This is a genomic window from Paenibacillus melissococcoides, assembly GCA_944800085.1.
Taxonomy (GTDB): Bacteria; Bacillota; Bacilli; order Paenibacillales; family Paenibacillaceae; genus Paenibacillus_B; species Paenibacillus_B melissococcoides.
In genome coordinates, this window is the sequence record CALYLO010000002.1 from 389,325 (window position 1) to 405,497 (window position 16,173).

The 16,173-nt window shown below is 51.1% G+C and carries 14 protein-coding genes and 2 pseudogenes; 14 read left to right on the forward strand and 2 right to left on the reverse strand.

The genetic code is table 11. The features are described from left to right. Positions 1-229: 229 nt before the first annotated feature. The 10 genes and pseudogenes from OCY70_RS09960 (at position 230) to OCY70_RS10005 (ending at position 10,493) form a co-directional block, all read left to right on the forward strand. Positions 230-1,474 carry an IS110 family transposase gene (locus OCY70_RS09960; RefSeq protein ID WP_261944499.1) on the forward strand — a complete coding sequence of 415 codons (1,245 nt, stop codon included), beginning with the start codon at positions 230-232 and terminating at the stop codon, positions 1,472-1,474. A gap of 168 nt (positions 1,475-1,642) precedes the next feature. Continuing rightward, positions 1,643-2,839, forward strand: a pseudogene (locus tag OCY70_RS09965) (UDP-N-acetylglucosamine 4,6-dehydratase family protein); the annotation flags it as partial. Between the two features lie 20 nt (positions 2,840-2,859). Then, positions 2,860-3,747 (forward strand): UTP--glucose-1-phosphate uridylyltransferase GalU, encoded by an 888-nt coding sequence (gene galU / locus OCY70_RS09970; RefSeq protein ID WP_213430969.1) that lies wholly within the window; start codon positions 2,860-2,862, stop codon positions 3,745-3,747. Beyond that, entirely contained in the window at positions 3,737-4,891 is a 1,155-nt protein-coding gene (locus OCY70_RS09975) for a glycosyltransferase family 4 protein (protein ID WP_213430968.1), read from the forward strand. The genes galU and OCY70_RS09975 overlap by 11 nt, the downstream gene beginning before the upstream one ends. Beyond that, positions 4,876-5,985 carry a glycosyltransferase family 1 protein gene (locus OCY70_RS09980; protein WP_213430967.1) on the forward strand — a complete coding sequence of 370 codons (1,110 nt, stop codon included), beginning with the start codon at positions 4,876-4,878 and terminating at the stop codon, positions 5,983-5,985. The genes OCY70_RS09975 and OCY70_RS09980 overlap by 16 nt, the downstream gene beginning before the upstream one ends. A gap of 1 nt (position 5,986) precedes the next feature. Beyond that, positions 5,987-6,827: pseudogene (locus OCY70_RS09985) on the forward strand (glycosyltransferase family 2 protein). Between the two features lie 30 nt (positions 6,828-6,857). After that, a complete protein-coding gene (locus OCY70_RS09990; RefSeq protein WP_213430966.1) occupies positions 6,858-7,931 on the forward strand; it encodes an EpsG family protein in 1,074 nt (357 codons plus the stop codon). A 13-nt stretch (positions 7,932-7,944) separates the two neighbouring features. Continuing rightward, positions 7,945-8,700: a glycosyltransferase family 32 protein gene (locus OCY70_RS09995; RefSeq protein ID WP_213430965.1), complete on the forward strand. Its 756-nt coding sequence runs from the start codon at positions 7,945-7,947 to the stop codon at positions 8,698-8,700. Next, positions 8,697-9,305, forward strand: coding sequence for a sugar transferase (locus tag OCY70_RS10000; protein ID WP_213430964.1), 609 nt, complete (start codon positions 8,697-8,699; stop codon positions 9,303-9,305). Before OCY70_RS09995 ends, OCY70_RS10000 begins: the two co-directional genes overlap by 4 nt. A 12-nt stretch (positions 9,306-9,317) precedes the next feature. After that, a complete protein-coding gene (locus OCY70_RS10005) occupies positions 9,318-10,493 on the forward strand; it encodes an aminotransferase class I/II-fold pyridoxal phosphate-dependent enzyme (RefSeq protein WP_213430963.1) in 1,176 nt (391 codons plus the stop codon). On the opposite strand, the gene OCY70_RS10010 is transcribed toward OCY70_RS10005, so the two are convergent. Then, the gene (locus OCY70_RS10010) at positions 10,484-11,140 is read right to left on the reverse strand and encodes an acetyltransferase (protein ID WP_213430962.1); all 657 of its coding nucleotides are present in this window, start codon (positions 11,138-11,140) and stop codon (positions 10,484-10,486) included. The two genes, OCY70_RS10005 and OCY70_RS10010, sit on opposite strands and share 10 nt — an antisense overlap. Before the next feature lie 129 nt (positions 11,141-11,269). Between OCY70_RS10010 and OCY70_RS10015 the strand changes: the two genes are divergently transcribed. Further along, a complete protein-coding gene (locus OCY70_RS10015) occupies positions 11,270-11,611 on the forward strand; it encodes a nucleotidyltransferase family protein (protein WP_249725606.1) in 342 nt (113 codons plus the stop codon). A gap of 157 nt (positions 11,612-11,768) precedes the next feature. Here the strand turns inward: OCY70_RS10015 and OCY70_RS10020 are convergent, their stop codons facing one another. After that, positions 11,769-12,959, reverse strand: a complete 1,191-nt coding sequence (locus OCY70_RS10020; RefSeq protein ID WP_261944587.1) for an IS4 family transposase — start codon at positions 12,957-12,959, stop codon at positions 11,769-11,771. Between the two features lie 27 nt (positions 12,960-12,986). On the opposite strand from OCY70_RS10020, the gene OCY70_RS10025 reads away from it, so the two are divergent. From OCY70_RS10025 to OCY70_RS10035, 3 genes are read left to right on the forward strand one after another with little or no spacing between them, the layout of a single operon-like run. Then, the gene (locus OCY70_RS10025; protein WP_261944825.1) at positions 12,987-13,976 is read left to right on the forward strand and encodes a nucleotidyltransferase domain-containing protein; all 990 of its coding nucleotides are present in this window, start codon (positions 12,987-12,989) and stop codon (positions 13,974-13,976) included. Beyond that, a complete protein-coding gene (locus OCY70_RS10030) occupies positions 13,973-15,175 on the forward strand; it encodes a glycosyltransferase (RefSeq protein ID WP_213429496.1) in 1,203 nt (400 codons plus the stop codon). Before OCY70_RS10025 ends, OCY70_RS10030 begins: the two co-directional genes overlap by 4 nt. An 11-nt stretch (positions 15,176-15,186) precedes the next feature. Continuing rightward, positions 15,187-16,158 (forward strand): polysaccharide pyruvyl transferase family protein, encoded by a 972-nt coding sequence (locus tag OCY70_RS10035; protein WP_213429497.1) that lies wholly within the window; start codon positions 15,187-15,189, stop codon positions 16,156-16,158. The last annotated feature ends 15 nt before the right edge of the window (positions 16,159-16,173 follow it).

Genomic DNA, 16,173 nt, shown 5'->3' on the forward strand with positions numbered 1-16,173 from the left:
TCTCCCTCCTGTAGTCCAATCTACTTTTTAAGTCTGTTTCTCCGGTACTCGCTTGCACTTCTTACCCGCTGGCTGTTCCCTTCGGCAACTCATGCCCGACTGTAGCAGCGTCGGGGCAGCTCGTGAACCGAAGCGTGTTCTCATATGCGAGGGTGATTGATCGGCGAGTGCGCCGGAGACAGTCCGGAGAGTCCGTTCCCTGAATCCCTTATAGAAAGGAGGAATTCTCTTGAAGCTTTTTGTCGGTATTGACGTCAGTTCCGAAGAACTGGAAGCCTGTTTGATGAAATCGGATGGCGACACCCTGGAGACCTTCAAGACCACCAACAATCTGCACGGCGCTTCTTACTTGCGGGATCGCATCATTTCTGCTGCGGTCAAGACAGCCTGCTCTGAGGTTCATATCGGGCTTGAAGCCACATCCGTCTACAGTTGGCATCCAGCCATGTACTTGCATGAGGATGAGGCCCTTCAACAATTGAATGCCAAGGTGTTCACCATTAATCCGAAGCTGATTAACAAATTCAAAGACGCTTATGCCGACCTGGACAAAACCGATCGCATCGATGCCTGGATCATTGCAGACCGCCTGCGTTTTGGCAGACTCACGACGACTATCGTGATGCAGGAACAGTACATCGCCTTGCAGCGGCTCACTCGCATGCGATTCCATCTCGTACACAACCTTACCCGCGAGAAGCAATACTTTTTGCAAAATCTGTTCTACAAGTGCAATGCTTTTCGCGCGGAGGTGGACAGTTCCGTGTTCGGCCATGCCATCATGGAAATGCTCTCGGAAAAGTATAGTCTGGATGAGATGGCGAATATGGATGTCGCCCGTTTGGCTGACTATCTCAAGGACAAGGGGAGAAATCGTTTCCCCGATCCCGAACACGTCGCCCGCTGTATTCAAAAGGCGGCTCGGGCCTCGTACCGTCTCTCGAAGGTTGTCGAGGATTCCATTGATTTGGTGCTGGGCACCTCAATTCAGTCGATCCGGAGCATCCAGAGTCAGCTTAAAGAGCTCGACAAGGCGATTGAGCGCATTTTAGACGGCATTTCCAGCAGCCAGTGCCTCCGTTCCATTCCGGGCATTGATCGGGTCTATGCCGCAGGCATCCTGGCCGAGATCGGCGACATCGACCGCTTCACGGATCAAGCCGCCTTGGCCAAGTATGCGGGTCTGACGTGGCGCAAGCACCAATCCGGCTCCTTCGAGGCGGAAGATACAAAGCGCATTCGTTCCGGCAACCGATTCCTTCGCTACTACCTTGTTGAAGCTGCCAACTCGGTAAAAAACCGCGACCCGGAATTCGGGGAGTACTACCGGAAGAAATTCAATGAAGTCCCTAAGCATCAACACAAACGTGCCCTCGTCTTAACGGCAAGAAAACTTGTGCGTCTGGTCGATGTGCTGCTACGCAACGACCAACTCTATACGCCCAGAAGGAAGGTGAAGCCGACAGAGCAATAATGCCTTGGCTCATGAATTTTCTTCTCTAATTCCCAGTTAAATTATGGTATTTTACTTAATTTTCGACTGGGTCTAGTTTGGTGATGCCTTTTTTGGGATTGATCCTGCTGCACGCAAAGGTAATTTTCCAATTCTCATCAATCAGGGACTTGACATCATACCGCTGGACTTAACAAACCCGGGCTTAAGGTTATTTTCGATGAATGTGTGAAAACCAAGGCCAAAACCCAATTCATCCCCATGATTGAGGATATCGCCAGCGGCAAGGTATCCGTCAGCCAGTTCAGGGATGTGCAGGTGGAAGACCTGTTAGGGAGGGAACCTGTGCAGCTTGATCTGGAAAGCATCAGCGATTCTGCAACAGGCAAAGTGATCCTGGTGACGGGAGCCGGCGGCTCTGTCGGCTCGGAAATTTGCAGGCAAATATCGAACTTCAATCCTCGCAAGCTGATCCTTCTCGGGCACGGGGAGAACAGCATTTATTCCATTGAGCTGGAACTCCAAAACCTGTTCAAGGATAAAAGCATTCAGTTCTATACGGAGATTGCGGATTTGCAGGACGAGAGCAAAATTGTCCGCGTATTGAACAAGCACAGACCGGATGTCGTCTATCATGCCGCAGCCCATAAGCATGTTCCGCTGATGCAGCGGCACCCGGAGGAAGCGGTGAAAAACAATGTTATCGGCACTTTGAATGCGGCCAAGGCCTCCAGTCAGGCAGGCGTTTCGACGTTTGTTATGATCTCTACCGACAAAGCCGTCAATCCGACAAACGTCATGGGCGCAACGAAGCGGATCGCGGAGATGATCATTCAATACATGGATGAGATAAGCTCCACCAACTTTGTAGCTGTGCGCTTCGGAAATGTCTTGGGAAGCCGGGGGAGCGTTATCCCGCTGTTCAAAAAGCAAATCGAGCGCGGGGGGCCGGTCACGGTCACCCATCCGGATATGGTGCGTTATTTTATGACGATTCCGGAAGCCTCGCGTCTCGTTATTCAGGCCGGGGCTTTGGCCCGGGGCGGCGAGATTTTCGTGCTGGACATGGGCGACCCGGTGAAAATTGTAGATTTGGCCAAAAATGTGATTCGCCTGTCGGGATATTCCGTTGAGGAAATCGGAATTGAATTTACGGGAATTCGCCCGGGCGAGAAGCTATATGAGGAGCTTTTGACAGAAGGCGAAGTACATGAGCATCGGGCATATCCCAAAATTTATATCGGGAAGTCTTCGAAGGTCAACTTCAAGGAAATCGAGTATCTGCTGCAAGTACACGACAAGCTGCCTGCTGATGAATTGAAACAAATGCTCCTTGATCTGGCCAACAAAAAAGTGGAGCCGAGGGAGCTAATCAAGACGAGTTAGACCGGGAGGTGATCATGGTAATGAGCAAGGTGAAAAAAGCTATCATACCGGCGGCCGGCCTGGGTACGCGTTTTCTGCCGGCTACGAAGGCAATGCCTAAAGAAATGCTTCCCGTCGTGGATAAACCAACGATTCAATATATCGTAGAGGAGGCCGTGGAATCCGGAATCGAGGACATTATTATCGTGACGGGGAAAGGGAAGCGCGCCATTGAAGATCACTTTGATAATTTCCTGGAGCTGGAGCAAGTGCTGTTCCAAAAACAAAAGCTGGATTTATTGACCGAAGTGCAGAAGCCGGCTCAGATGGTGGACATTCACTACATCCGGCAGAAAGAACCGAAAGGACTTGGGCATGCGATATGGTGCGCGCGCAAGTTCATAGGGAAGGAGCCGTTCGCCGTCCTGCTTGGCGACGATATCATTACCGCGGAGAAGCCTTGCCTCCAACAGATGATGGAAAAGTACGACCGATATCACTCATCGATTATCGGGGTTCAACGCGTAAGAGATGAAGAGGTGTCACGCTATGGAATCGTGGACGGCATCCAAGTGGAGGAAGCGCTGTATCAAGTGAATCATCTGGTGGAAAAGCCGCAGCAAGGCTCGACGCTGTCCAATCTGGCCATTATGGGAAGATACATACTGACCCCGGAGATTTTCAGTATTTTGGCCCGGCAGGCGCCCGGCGCCGGCGGCGAGATTCAGTTAACGGACGCATTAGACACCCTGAATCAGGCGGAAGCGGTGTATGCATACCAATTTGCCGGAACCCGCTATGACGTGGGCGAGAAAATGGGATTTATTCAGACAACGATTGAATTTGGCTTAAAACGCGACGATCTTCGCGGCGATCTGCTGAACTATTTGTCCCATGTCCTGGCGAGGGAGACCGTGAATGCCGAATAAAATACTGTTCTGTGCCACGGTCGATTATCATATAAGCTCGTTCCATATGCCCGTGCTTCAATGGTTCAAACAACGGGGCTGGGAGATTCATATCGCGGCAAAAGGCGAACGGGAGCTTCCGTATGCAGACCGGAAGTTCAACATCCCCTTTGAACGTTCTCCCTTTCGCTGGCGGAATCGTGAAGCCTACCGGCAGGTAAAGCGGCTGATCGAGCATCATGGTTATCAGATTGTGCATTGCCATACCCCGGTGGGCGGTGTCCTGGCGCGTCTGGCCTCAAGACGTGCCCGGAGACAGGGGACGCAGGTCATGTATACGGCGCACGGGTTTCATTTCTGCAGAGGCGCGCCGCTAATCAATTGGATGCTTTATTACCCGGTGGAAAAGCTGCTGGCCCGTTCGACCGATTGTCTCATTACGATCAATCAGGAGGACTACCGGTTGGCCGTTCGCCGGCGCTTTAAGGCGGCGCGCATTGAGCATGTGCATGGGGTTGGCGTGAGCGGCGAACGTTTCTATCCGGCACTTCCGGAATACAAGGCAAGCCTGAGGGAGCTGATGTCATTCGACCGGAATGATATTTTGTTATTTTATGCGGCCGAGTTCAACCGCAACAAGAATCATCAGCTGCTTATCCATGCCTTGGCCCGAATACGGGAGCGGGCTCCGCAAGTAAGACTGCTCTTGGCGGGAGAGGGCGCATTGCTGGAAGCCTGCAAAAGTGTATCCGTGAAATTGGGCGTGGATCGGCATGTTCACTTTCTCGGGTATCGCAACGATATTCCCGATCTGCTGCATATGAGTGACATTGCCGTCTCCGGCAGCTTGAGGGAAGGACTGCCGGTTCAGATGATGGAGGCGATGGCCTGCGGGCTTCCGATCATCGCCACCCGGAACCGGGGGCATCTGGAGCTCGTATGCGACGGACGTAACGGTTATATTGTTCCTCCTCAGGCTGCCGGGCTATTTGCGGAACGAATCGCAACCCTTGCGGATTCCCCCGACCTGCGGGAGAGCATGGGGAGGGAAAGTCTGCAGATGTTCCGGAAATATGAGCAGAAGGCGGTCCTCCATGAGTTGGGGCTGATCTATGAATCCCATATGCACACGGAAGGGGAGGGAGGATCATGTCAGGTCCTGTAAGAGTGCTCCATGCGGTCGTCAATATGAACCGGGGCGGGGCCGAGACCCTGATCATGAATTTGTACCGGAACCTGGACCGAAGCAAGGTTCAGTTCGATTTCCTCACCTGCAAGCCGGGGGTATACGACCGTCAAATTGAAGGGATGGGCGGCAAGATATACCGGATTCCGTATATTTCAGGCGCTGGCGTCATAGGGTATCGGCAGGCATTGAACGGCTTCTTCCAGGATCATGCCGGCTACAGGCTCATTCACGCTCATATGGACAAGATGAGCGGTTGGGTTCTGAAGGCGGCGCGTCAGGCAGGCATTCCCTGCCGCATTGCGCACAGCCATAATACGAGGAGCGAAGGGGGCTTGGCCGCCAAGGCATTCAAATGGTACGCGGGCCAAAGCATACCTTCCTCGGCGACTCATCTGTTGGCTTGCTCGCATGCCGCTGCCCGTTGGCTCTTCAAACAACGTTCAGACACGGCAGGCATCGTGAAGAACGGAATAGAGCAAGAGCGTTTTTTCTTCCGTTCCGAAGTCAGGCATGCCGTGAGAAAGGAGTTGGGGATTGGCGAGACCGCCTTTGTTCTGGGGCATGTCGGGCGTTTCCAGCATCAGAAGAATCATGCGTATCTGCTCGATGTGTATGCCAGGGCGAGGCCCATGCTGAACGACTCCGTACTCCTTCTGGCGGGTGACGGCCCGCTGCGCGATGAATTGCGGCGCCAGGCGGAACGGTTGAAGGTGGAGAATAGCGTGCGTTTTCTGGGTGTGCGAGGCGATATCGACAGATTGCTTCAGGCATTGGATCTGTTTGTTTTTCCCTCGCGCCATGAGGGCCTCCCGTTGACGTTGGTCGAGGCTCAAGGGGCGGGACTTCCTTGCATCATTTCGGATAACGTCACGCGGGAAGTCGATCTGGGGCTGGGGCTCATTCAGTCCCTATCCTTAAAACATCAACAGGCGTGGGTGGAACGGGTACTTGAAGCTGCCCGCAACGGCGCCGGCAGGGAGATTCCGGCGGATGCCCTGCGGAGGCAAGGGTATGATATCCGCGACACCGCACGCTGGCTCGAGAATTATTATTTATCGATGGTGAGGTAGGATGCGAACATTAACGGTATTTACTCCTGCATATAACCGTGCTTACTGCTTGACGCGTTTGTATGACAGCCTCGTCAGACAGAACAGCGGCGATTTTGAGTGGCTTGTGATTGATGACGGATCTACCGATGAGACACCGGAACTGGTTCGGGCCTGGATCACGGACAACCGGATTCCCATACGTTACGTCCGTCAGGAGAACCAAGGCATGCATGGAGCGCATAACACGTATCGACTCCGATGATTATATGCCTGACGGCGCGGTGGAGAAAATTATAGATTTCTGGCGCAGATACGGCAGTGATCAGGTAGCCGGCATCGTTGGCCTGGATTGCGCACTGGACGGGACCGTGATTGGGACGCGGCTTCCGGAAGACAAGGCAAGGTCCACGCTGTTCGATCTGTACTACAAGCACGGCGTTACGGGCGATAAAAAGCTGGTTTACCGCACGAAACTTACGAAAAAGTATCGCTATCCCCTGTTTGAAGGAGAAAAGTACGTTGGATTGGCCTACAAGTATTACATGATTGACCGCGATTATGAGCTGCTGCTGATGAATGAAATCCTGTGCTGTGTAGAGTACATGCCGGATGGGGCTTCCCGGAATATGCTGCGCCATTATCGCAATAACCCCAGGGGATTCGCCTTTTATCGCGTTCAGCTTATGAAGCTGCCTTTCGCGGGACTTTCCTTTAAATTTAGACAAGCGGTGCATCATGTCTCGAGCTGCTGCCTGGCCCGCAGCCCGGGAATGCTCCTGGAATCGCCCGCAAAGCTGCTTACCTTGTTGGCGCTGCTGCCCGGATTTGCGCTTTATGTATTTATCGTAGCAAAGACGTAGCGTGTGATTGAATGGGAGAGGAACCCTGCGATGACGATCATATGGCTTACGCTTCTAATGGTTTTCATTTTTTCATATACAGCCAGGTATTTTGCGGCATCTCTTCCCCATAGCCCAATATCTATCCGGCCGAACCGGCTGCTCGTTGCCGCGGTATGCTTCGTCATCGTCATGGTTGCGGGGCTGAGGAAGAATATCGGGGATACGTTTTTCTATATGCATGCTTATGCGCTCAAAAATTTCACATGGGCGACGATCGCAACAGAGAAGGATGTCGGCTTCAATCTGTTCCAAATGCTTTTGAAACAAATTTCAGAAGACCCGCAAATCCTCATTTTTGTGACGGCGCTGATAACGAATGTATTGATTGTGCTTGTGATGCATCGCTATGCGAGATTGTTTGAACTGGCGATGTACGTATACATTACGTCCGGCGCATTCATTGTCTCCATGAACGGCATCCGGCAATATATGGCGGCGGCTTTACTCTTTGCCGCGACAGCTTACTTGCTGAACGGCAGTTGGAAGAGATACATGGTTGTGGTGGCGCTGGCCTCCGTTTTCCATATGAGTGCGCTTATCCTTATTCCTTTATATTTTATCGTCCGCAGGGAAGCTTGGACCGGCATGACTTTTGGCTTGCTGGCTGCCGGCGTTCTCATCGTCGGTCTGTTCAACCAATTTTCCGATTTGCTGTTCTCGGCTCTCAGCGAGACGCAGTATGGGGAATATAAGGAGTTTAAGGAAGGGGGAGCTAACATCATTCGGGTCGGCTTATATATGATGCCGCTGCTAGTTGCCTATTGGGGCAGGGATAAGCTGCGAATGTTGTTTGCTGACATCGATATTATCGTCAATTTGTCGTTGATCGGGTCATTTTTTATGCTGATTTCTACGCAAAACTGGATTTTTGCCAGACTGGCCATTTATTTTAACTTGTATCAGATTGTTCTGACATCATGGATCGTCATGGCTTTCCGCAAGAAGGACCAGAAGCTTATTTATTTATGCATTCTGGTTATTTACGGCATCTACTTTACTTATGAAAATATGTTTGTTCTCGGCATTATGTATCGCAGTGATTTCTTAATCTGGTTTCATTAAGGGGGCAAAGGGCTTGGACGGAGCGGAGAAAATTCCCCGGGTTGTGCATTACTGCTGGTTCGGGCGCGGCGAAAAACCGAAGCTGATCAAAAAGTGTATTCAAAGCTGGCAGAAGCATCTCCCGGATTACAAGCTGGTCGAATGGAATGAAGATAATTTTGACGTCAAAGCCAATCTTTATGCAAGGGAAGCCTATGAGGCGCGCAAATTCGCGTTCGTTAGCGATTATGTCAGACTCCATGCCTTGTATCATGAAGGCGGGGTGTACATGGACACGGATGTGGAAGTGATCAAGCCGCTGCATCGCTTCCTGGTGCATGAAGCCTTCTCGGGATTTGAGGACCATCAATATTTGCAATCAGGAACGATGGGGGCCGTTAAGCAGCATCCCTGGATCGGAGAGCTGCTTCAATACTATGCCGACAGGCCTTTTCTGCTTCCGGGCGGGGATGTGTTCGATCTGACGACGAATACGGCCATAATGAGCCGGATCAGCCAGAAGCATGGATTGAAGCTTAACGGACAGCACCAGACGCTTCCGAGCGGGGTCGTTTTTTATCCCAGATGGTTCTTCAGTCCTTACGATTATATTAATGGAGGCAATTACATCAACGACGATAGTTACACGATCCATCATTTTGCCCAATCGTGGCTTCCTGCCCATGTCCGCGTGAAGAGCTGCATCAAGCGCAAGTTAAGCCGCTTCATCGGTGCGGAGAACATTGCAAGGCTTAGAAGGATATTATCGCAAAAAGGTGCGCGGTCATGAAACGCATATTTGATTTTGTTATTGCGATTGTGCTGTTGATGTTATTGTTGCCGCTGCTGGCCGTCATTGCGTTCTTGGTACGAATGCGAATCGGATCGCCCGTTATGTTCCGCCAGATTCGCCCGGGGAAACATGGGGTTCCATTTTATTTGTTGAAGTTCAGAACGATGACGGACAAGACAGACAGCTCGGGCCAGCCGCTCCCGGATCATGTAAGGTTGGTTCCGTTCGGTCAGTTCCTCCGGAAATACAGTCTGGACGAGCTTCCCCAGATATGGAATGTGGTCAAAGGCGATATTAGCCTGGTGGGGCCAAGACCCCTCCTTATGGAATATCTGCCGCTGTATACCGAGGAGCAGGCCAAGAGACATTGCGTGAAGCCGGGCATCACGGGCTGGGCCCAAGTGAACGGACGCAATGCGATCTCTTGGGAGGAGAAGTTCAAGTACGATGTCTGGTATGTTGAACACCAAAGTTTCTGGCTGGATTTGAAAATTTTGTGGATGACGTTCTTCCACGTATTGAAGCCCGGAAACATTCAACATGGCAACCATGTTACGATGCCGGTATTTAAGGGTACCGTGAACTATGAACAGGAAAGGTAGAGGAGTCGGCAGATGACAGCGAACCGGAGAATATGGCTATCGCCCCCACATACGAGTGGAAGGGAACAAGACTTTATTAACGAAGCCTTCACTACCAATTGGATTGCTCCGCTCGGGCCTCATGTCGATGCGTTCGAGGCGGAAATCGCGGCTTATGCCCGGGTGAAGGGCGCGGCTGCTGTCAGTTCGGGCACCGCAGCAATTCATTTGGCTTTGACCTTGCTTGGCGCAGGGAAGGGCGACCTTGTCTTTTGCTCCAGTCTGACGTTTGTAGCCAGTGCGAATCCAATATCATATACAGGCGCGAAGCCGGTGTTTATTGATTCGGAGCCGGATACCTGGAACATGTCTCCTTCGGCCCTGGAGAGAGCGCTGAATGAAGCGGCACGGGCCGGAAACCTCCCCAAAGCGGTCATCGTCGTTCATTTATATGGCCAGAGCGCCAAGATGAACGAAATTATAGAGGCGTGCGGACGTTATGAGGTTCCCGTCATTGAGGATGCGGCAGAATCGCTCGGTTCTCTCTATTACGGCAAAGCCAGCGGGTCTATGGGACGCTTTGGCATTTATTCATTTAACGGAAATAAAATCATTACCACCTCAGGCGGCGGAATGCTTATATCCAATCATCCGGACGAATTGCGCCGGGCGCGCTTTTTTGCCACGCAGGCAAGGGAACCGGCGCTGCATTACCAGCATCAAGTCACGGGCTTCAATTACCGAATGAGCAATGTGCTGGCGGGAATATGGCGCGCGCAGCTTCAGGTGCTGAATGAACGGATTGAGGCGAGGCGGAGCATTTTTGAAAGGTACCGGAAGGCGCTGGGAGGAATAGACGGAATTCATTTCATGCCTGAACTGGAAAACACCCGATCGAACCGATGGTTAACCGCCTTAACGATGGATGACCGGATAACCGGCGTGGCTCCTGCCGAGTTGATCCATGCGCTTGAAGCCGCGAACATCGAGAGTCGCCCGGTATGGAAGCCGCTGCATCTGCAGCCGCTGTTCCACGATTGTCTGTTCTATGCTCATGACGAAGGGAAGCCGGTGTCGGAGCGGATGTTCGAGACCGGGATTTGTCTGCCTTCCGGTTCGGGAATGAGCGAGGCGGACCAGCAAAGAGTCATTGACTGCATCCAAGAGTTCTTGTCCCTTCGGTCCGCGAATGCTCCTGTCTACAGATAACGTTCACCGGGCTGCCGGGTTCTCGCTATGGTGGCGGGTATGCCGTAAGCGATGGAGCAACCGGGAATATTATGAAGAACGGTGGAGCCGGCACCGATCACGCAATGCTCGCCAATGATCACGGCGTGGATCACGCTCGCGCCGATAGAGATCGTGCTATAGTCGCCAATCTGGACTTGTCCTCCGGTCGCGGCATTGGGGGCGAGCGTCGCATAATGTCCGAGCCGCGAGTCATGATCGAGCGAGGAGCGGGTGTACATCACGCAATGATCTCCGACGATGGCATCGCTGCCGATTACGGCGCCGGCCATGATAACGGAACCTTCGCCGATTCGGGCTCCTCTCGCGATCGAAGCCTGCGGGTGTACGGCCCGAATGAAGCGAAAGTCAGGCATGACCTGTCTTATGCTTTGCGTGATGCGATAGCGGGTCCAGTTGTCTCCAATGGCCACGATTCCTCCCTGAATTCGTTGCTGATGCGCGGACAAGTAATCCAGACCTCCAACAATTTCGTATCCATACCACTCGGTGCCGCGCGGTTTATGGCTGTCGAGGATACCAAGGATTCGGTATTCCCCGGCCTTCTCAATCACGTCAATGACGGCTTTGGCATGCCCGCCGGCACCAAAAACAATAATATCGAGCATGAACTTAGTCCCTCCTCTAGTTAAGGTGAATCGGGGAAGAATGGCATTGGAGCAGTGTTCTTTAATAAGAACAATTATAGATTATTTTGTTCGTTAAAGCGAGCGATATCTGACTGAAGGAGTAAGTTCATGGAGAAGTCCCTTATCTTGGACACAGACATGCTGACGAACGAAATGAAGTTGATTCTGGAGATTATTTCAAGTGATCGTCCCGAGGATTTGCGCAAGGATAAAGCCGGGCTCTTTCAGGACTGCAAGTGGGATGCATTTTTTCTGCTTGCGATGCATCACCGAGTCTATTCCGTGCTGTATATGCAGATGAAGGATATGGACGAAGATATGGTGCCCCCGGCGGTCATTCAACGTCTGTACCGCCAATATTGCGCCAATACGCTCCGAATGCTTCATCTGAGCAGCGAGATCGAACATATCGGCAAGGAATTGACCGGAAGAGGCCTGCGTTGTCACTAGCGTTGCATCGAGCGGTTAGTTCATAATCTAATTTCAATTAACATCAATATATGATATATATTTACATTTGCGATGTCCGCGCTAAGTCTAAAAAAGTCGAGCTGGAAACAGACCCTACGCGTTATCCATTATATGTAAAAATCGTTTTCGTTTGTCATTACGTCACAATCAGTCTCGGTTTCATCGACTTTGTTGCCTTTTTCGGACGTCTCCCATTTCGCTTTGGTCGACCTCTAGATGTTCGAGTCGGCTTGCGGTTGAGTGCAGCGATCAAATTTTCCCATGGTTTTTCCGCATAGATGCGAATCAACTGGAGGAGGTCCCATGTCGACTTTTTACAGTCCAGTGTTAATTTAATCAGCAAACAGAGAGCATACGCGATTAAAGCAATATACATTTGGTTCCAAATCGCTTCGGCCGTATAACCGTGGGGTTTTACCAATCGAATATGCTGCTTGACCCATTTAAAAAACAACTCAATATGCCAGCGATTTCGATAAATCTCGGCAATTTGATGTGCGGATAAGTCAAATCGATTCGTTACAATTCGATAGGTACGCCCTTGGTCATCGTTAAACTCAATCAAACGCAGAACCGCTGGCAGCTCCGGCATCGTCACATCAGCATCAAGGATAAACCCATTCTGCCTTTTGGGGAGGTCTCTTTTTCTGATGATCGTTAACCGGCTCTTTTGCTTGACGCGGCAAACAAATTTAATCTTATCCTCTACCCATTTCTGAAAATGGTCGTACACCTGGTATCCTCGGTCCATCACGTAGGTCGCATCTTTATCCACTGTAAATTCCAACACGACTTCATGATCGGCTACATCTTTGGTTGAAGCGACGATCTTGTCTGGATACATCGTTTTGGAGTCCGCAACGACCAAGGAGGTGTGCATCTTCACGCCATGGCTACTTTTGGAACAATAGGACCATTTCGCGAGAATGGGAGGTAGTGTAATTCCCGATGAATCGATTAGCTTGAGTTTCCCAATACCAGGCGTAATGCCGCGTTTCCCTTTTGTAAGTTGCTTGATTCGATCAATGAGCGAGAAAAAGAGCGTCTGAAGATACTCCATAGGCAGCCGTTTCAGCTTCCGCGATAGTTGGGAAGCGCTTATGCTCTTGAGTCCAAGCAGTTCTTGAAATTCAGGATTAGCGGCTACATGCTCTGACATGACTTTGTATGAGTCTCGTTGCTGAAGCTGTGCCTCTACAAATAAGAGTGTCGAAGCGCCGACAAACAACTTTTGGGCCCGGTAATCCAATGACTCGTGTCGAGTAGAATGAACATGTAACCATTTTAGGCATTGACAAATGACGTTTTGATTCGGTACGTTATCCATAGAAATCTCCTTTGTTGAGGCGTTTTTATGGATAACGCTTTGGGTAACTCAACAATAGGAGATTTCTTTATTTTTGTCCACGAATATAGTTCAATAAGTTACAAATATAGAGACTTATGGGGTAGAAATTTTCGTAAAAAGATTGATGCAACGCTAGTGCTGCGTTGTTTATTTTTAAAGGGACCTGTGCTTGGCCAGGATTTATATGGAAGTGTCTCGCTTCGCACCTGCTCGGATCTGGATCTCCTCGTTCCCTTGACCGAATTAGTTAGGGCGGAAACGATACTTATCACGTTAGGGTACGAGAAAGATGACTACATTGAGTCCGTACTGGGGGACTGGAAATGGCGGCACCACCATCTGACCTTTTTTCACCCGGTCAAGGGCATCAAGGTTGAGCTTCATTGGCGGCTGAACCCGTTCCCGTCCAAGGAGCCGAAATTTAACGAGTTGTGGCTCAGGAAGCGAAGAAGCACGCTGTTCGGCAGCCCGATCTATTATTTAGGCACAGAGGATTTGTTCGTCTTTCTCGTGACCCACGGCGCCCGACACGGCTGGTCGAGACTGCGCTGGCTGCTCGATATCAAGCAGCTTCTTAACCAGCAGCCGGATCACGGCCAGATCATGAATAGATTGAGGCGGCGCCGATGTTTGCCCGCCGGGGGACAACTTGTCGTCCTGGCATCGTCGCTGCTTCAAGCGCCGTTAGCGCCGGAGCTGCAGCGGCTTGCAAGCAGGCGGAGATCGGTGCGGCTGGCCCAGGACGCCATGTTCTATCTGTCGCAGATGATTCATCTCCATAAGGAGCCGGTACCTGAAGAAATCGGAGCCTACCATAAGCGCCATCTGTTTGCGTTAATGCCGCTACGGCATAAATTTTTGTTCATTCTAAGCTTTATGCTGCCTTATCCCGAGGATGTCAAGGTCATTCGATTGCCGAAAATGCTTCATTATATCTATATTCCCTTAAGGCCCTTCTTGTGGGCATGGAGAAAAAGCGCGGGTGTACAGAAATGAAAAGAGTACTGTTCGCATCCTTCGATATGGAGGTTGGAGGAGTCGAGAGAAGCCTGGCCGGATTGCTGGAGCATTTTGATTATGAACGCTATCAGGCGGAGCTGATGCTATACCGCCATCAAGGCGATTTTATGTCTTTGCTCCCCGAACAAATCCGGTTGCTGGAGGAGCAACGAGCCTATGCCACATTCCGAAAGTCCATCGGCGACATCATCAAGAGCCGGCAGATGCTGATCGGGCTCGGCAGACTGACCGCAAAAGTGCATGCCGATATGTCCGGGAAAGCGAGAGGGTTTACAGAAACGGGATATTATCAGATGCAGCTGATGTGGAGATATACCCTTCCCTTCCTGCCCCGGAACAAACAGCTCTACGATGCGGCTGTAAGCTTCTTATGGCCCCATTACTACGTTGCCGAGAAAGTCGATGCCCGCACAAAAATAGCCTGGATTCATACCGATTATTCGACCGTAGCTACGAATGTGCGCTCTGATCTGAAGCTGTGGAGCAAGTTCGATCATATCATCGCCGTATCTCCTTCATGCAGGGAAGCCTTCTTGGCAAAGTACGAAACCCTGAGAGACAGGGTGACGGTAATCGAAAACATTATCTCTCCGGACTACATCAAGATGATGTCCGGGGAGTCTGTCGATTCACCGATGGCAGCGGATCCGCGCTTCAAATTGGTCACCGTCGCCCGTTTGTCGTACGCCAAGGGAATCGACCAGGCTGTCATGGCCTTGAAGAAGCTGAGAGAGAAGGGGCTTGAGGACATTGCCTGGTACGTTGTGGGTTATGGCGGAGACGAGGAGATGATACGCGGCCTCATTGCGAAGAATCGGCTGCAGGATGCTTTCATTTTGCTTGGCAAGCAGTACAATCCCTATCCTTTCATCAAGCAAGGCGATCTTTATGTACAGCCTTCCCGTTACGAGGGAAAAGCCGTGACTGTAACGGAAGCCCAGATTTTGGGCAAGCCTGTTCTGATTACCCGTTATCCTACGGCACATAGTCAGGTTGCCGACGGGAAGGACGGATATATTACGGATTTATCGGTCGAGGGCTTAGCGGAAGGGATCGAGCATTTATATCGAGATCGGCAGCTAAGATGCCGGCTCGCGGAGGTGTGCAGCAGGACTCATTATGGCAATGCGGGCGAACTCAATAAACTATACGCATTGTTGGATGACAATGGATAGGAGGCGTGGATATGGATAACATCCTGTTGCTCGACACCTCAGTCGGTTCCTTGAACAAAGGGGATGAAATCATCATGAAATGCGTGAGGCGCCAGTTGTCTGGGATTACGCGCCAGGCAAATGTGTTTACCGTGCCTACACATCTTTCCCCCTTCGGCTGGTTCCAGGTGATGCGGGATTCATTACGTGTTCAGTTCTATGCAAGAGCCAAGTACAAGTTCGTCGGCGGAACGAATCTATTGACCATGGACATGTTCACCCATTTCCCGCAATGGAATATTAATGTGTTTAATTATCGTCCGTTACAAGGGAGCATTCTCCTGGGGGTGGGGGCGGGCAAAGGAGAAAAAATAAAACGGTACACGAAAATGCTGTACCGCAAGGTGTTGTCCCATGAATATGTGCATAGCGTTCGAGATGAACGGACCTGGAGATTCGTCACGGATTTAGGGCTTAAGGCGTTAAATACGGGATGTCCGACGATGTGGGCGTTAACGCCCGAGCATTGCCAGGATATTCCCCGGGGGAAATCGGATGCCGTCGTGTTTACGTTGACAGACTACGCAAGAGCGCCCCGTCAAGATCAGCTCCTGATCGACGTTCTGCTCAGGAGTTATAAAAAAGTATATTTCTGGGTTCAAGGGGCCGATGATTATGCCTACTTTCATACGTTATCGAAGACCGAAAGCATTCACGTCATTCCTCCTTCGCTGGAAGAATATGAAGCTGTGCTCAGCACGGATGTCGACTTTGTAGGCACGCGTCTGCATGCCGGAATTTATGCGATGCGCCACAAGAAGCGTTCCATCATTATTGCGGTCGATGAACGGGCCAGAGGAATGAGTGAGACGTATGCCCTGAATACCGTTGACCGTACGGATCTCGCTGGCCTTGAAGCCATGATCCATTCGGAATTTGCGACGAATGTCCGGACGAACCTGGAAGCCATTCATGCGTGGCTGGATCAGTTCATGCAGCGGTAACCCCGGTCTTGAAGG

Excerpts from the sequence above, each read along its gene's own strand:
- galU (WP_213430969.1), top strand. The coding sequence starts at position 2,860 with ATGAGCAAGGTGAAAAAAGCTATCATACCGGCGGCCGGCCTGGGTACG.
- OCY70_RS09975 (WP_213430968.1), top strand. The coding sequence starts at position 3,737 with ATGCCGAATAAAATACTGTTCTGTGCCACGGTCGATTATCATATAAGC.
- OCY70_RS09980 (WP_213430967.1), top strand. The coding sequence starts at position 4,876 with ATGTCAGGTCCTGTAAGAGTGCTCCATGCGGTCGTCAATATGAACCGG.
- OCY70_RS09990 (WP_213430966.1), top strand. The coding sequence starts at position 6,858 with ATGACGATCATATGGCTTACGCTTCTAATGGTTTTCATTTTTTCATAT.
- OCY70_RS10000 (WP_213430964.1), top strand. The coding sequence starts at position 8,697 with ATGAAACGCATATTTGATTTTGTTATTGCGATTGTGCTGTTGATGTTA.
- OCY70_RS10005 (WP_213430963.1), top strand. The coding sequence starts at position 9,318 with ATGACAGCGAACCGGAGAATATGGCTATCGCCCCCACATACGAGTGGA.
- OCY70_RS10010 (WP_213430962.1), bottom strand. The coding sequence starts at position 11,140 with ATGCTCGATATTATTGTTTTTGGTGCCGGCGGGCATGCCAAAGCCGTC.
- OCY70_RS10015 (WP_249725606.1), top strand. The coding sequence starts at position 11,270 with ATGGAGAAGTCCCTTATCTTGGACACAGACATGCTGACGAACGAAATG.
- OCY70_RS10020 (WP_261944587.1), bottom strand. The coding sequence starts at position 12,959 with ATGGATAACGTACCGAATCAAAACGTCATTTGTCAATGCCTAAAATGG.
- OCY70_RS10025 (WP_261944825.1), top strand. The coding sequence starts at position 12,987 with ATGGATAACGCTTTGGGTAACTCAACAATAGGAGATTTCTTTATTTTT.
- OCY70_RS10030 (WP_213429496.1), top strand. The coding sequence starts at position 13,973 with ATGAAAAGAGTACTGTTCGCATCCTTCGATATGGAGGTTGGAGGAGTC.
- OCY70_RS10035 (WP_213429497.1), top strand. The coding sequence starts at position 15,187 with ATGGATAACATCCTGTTGCTCGACACCTCAGTCGGTTCCTTGAACAAA.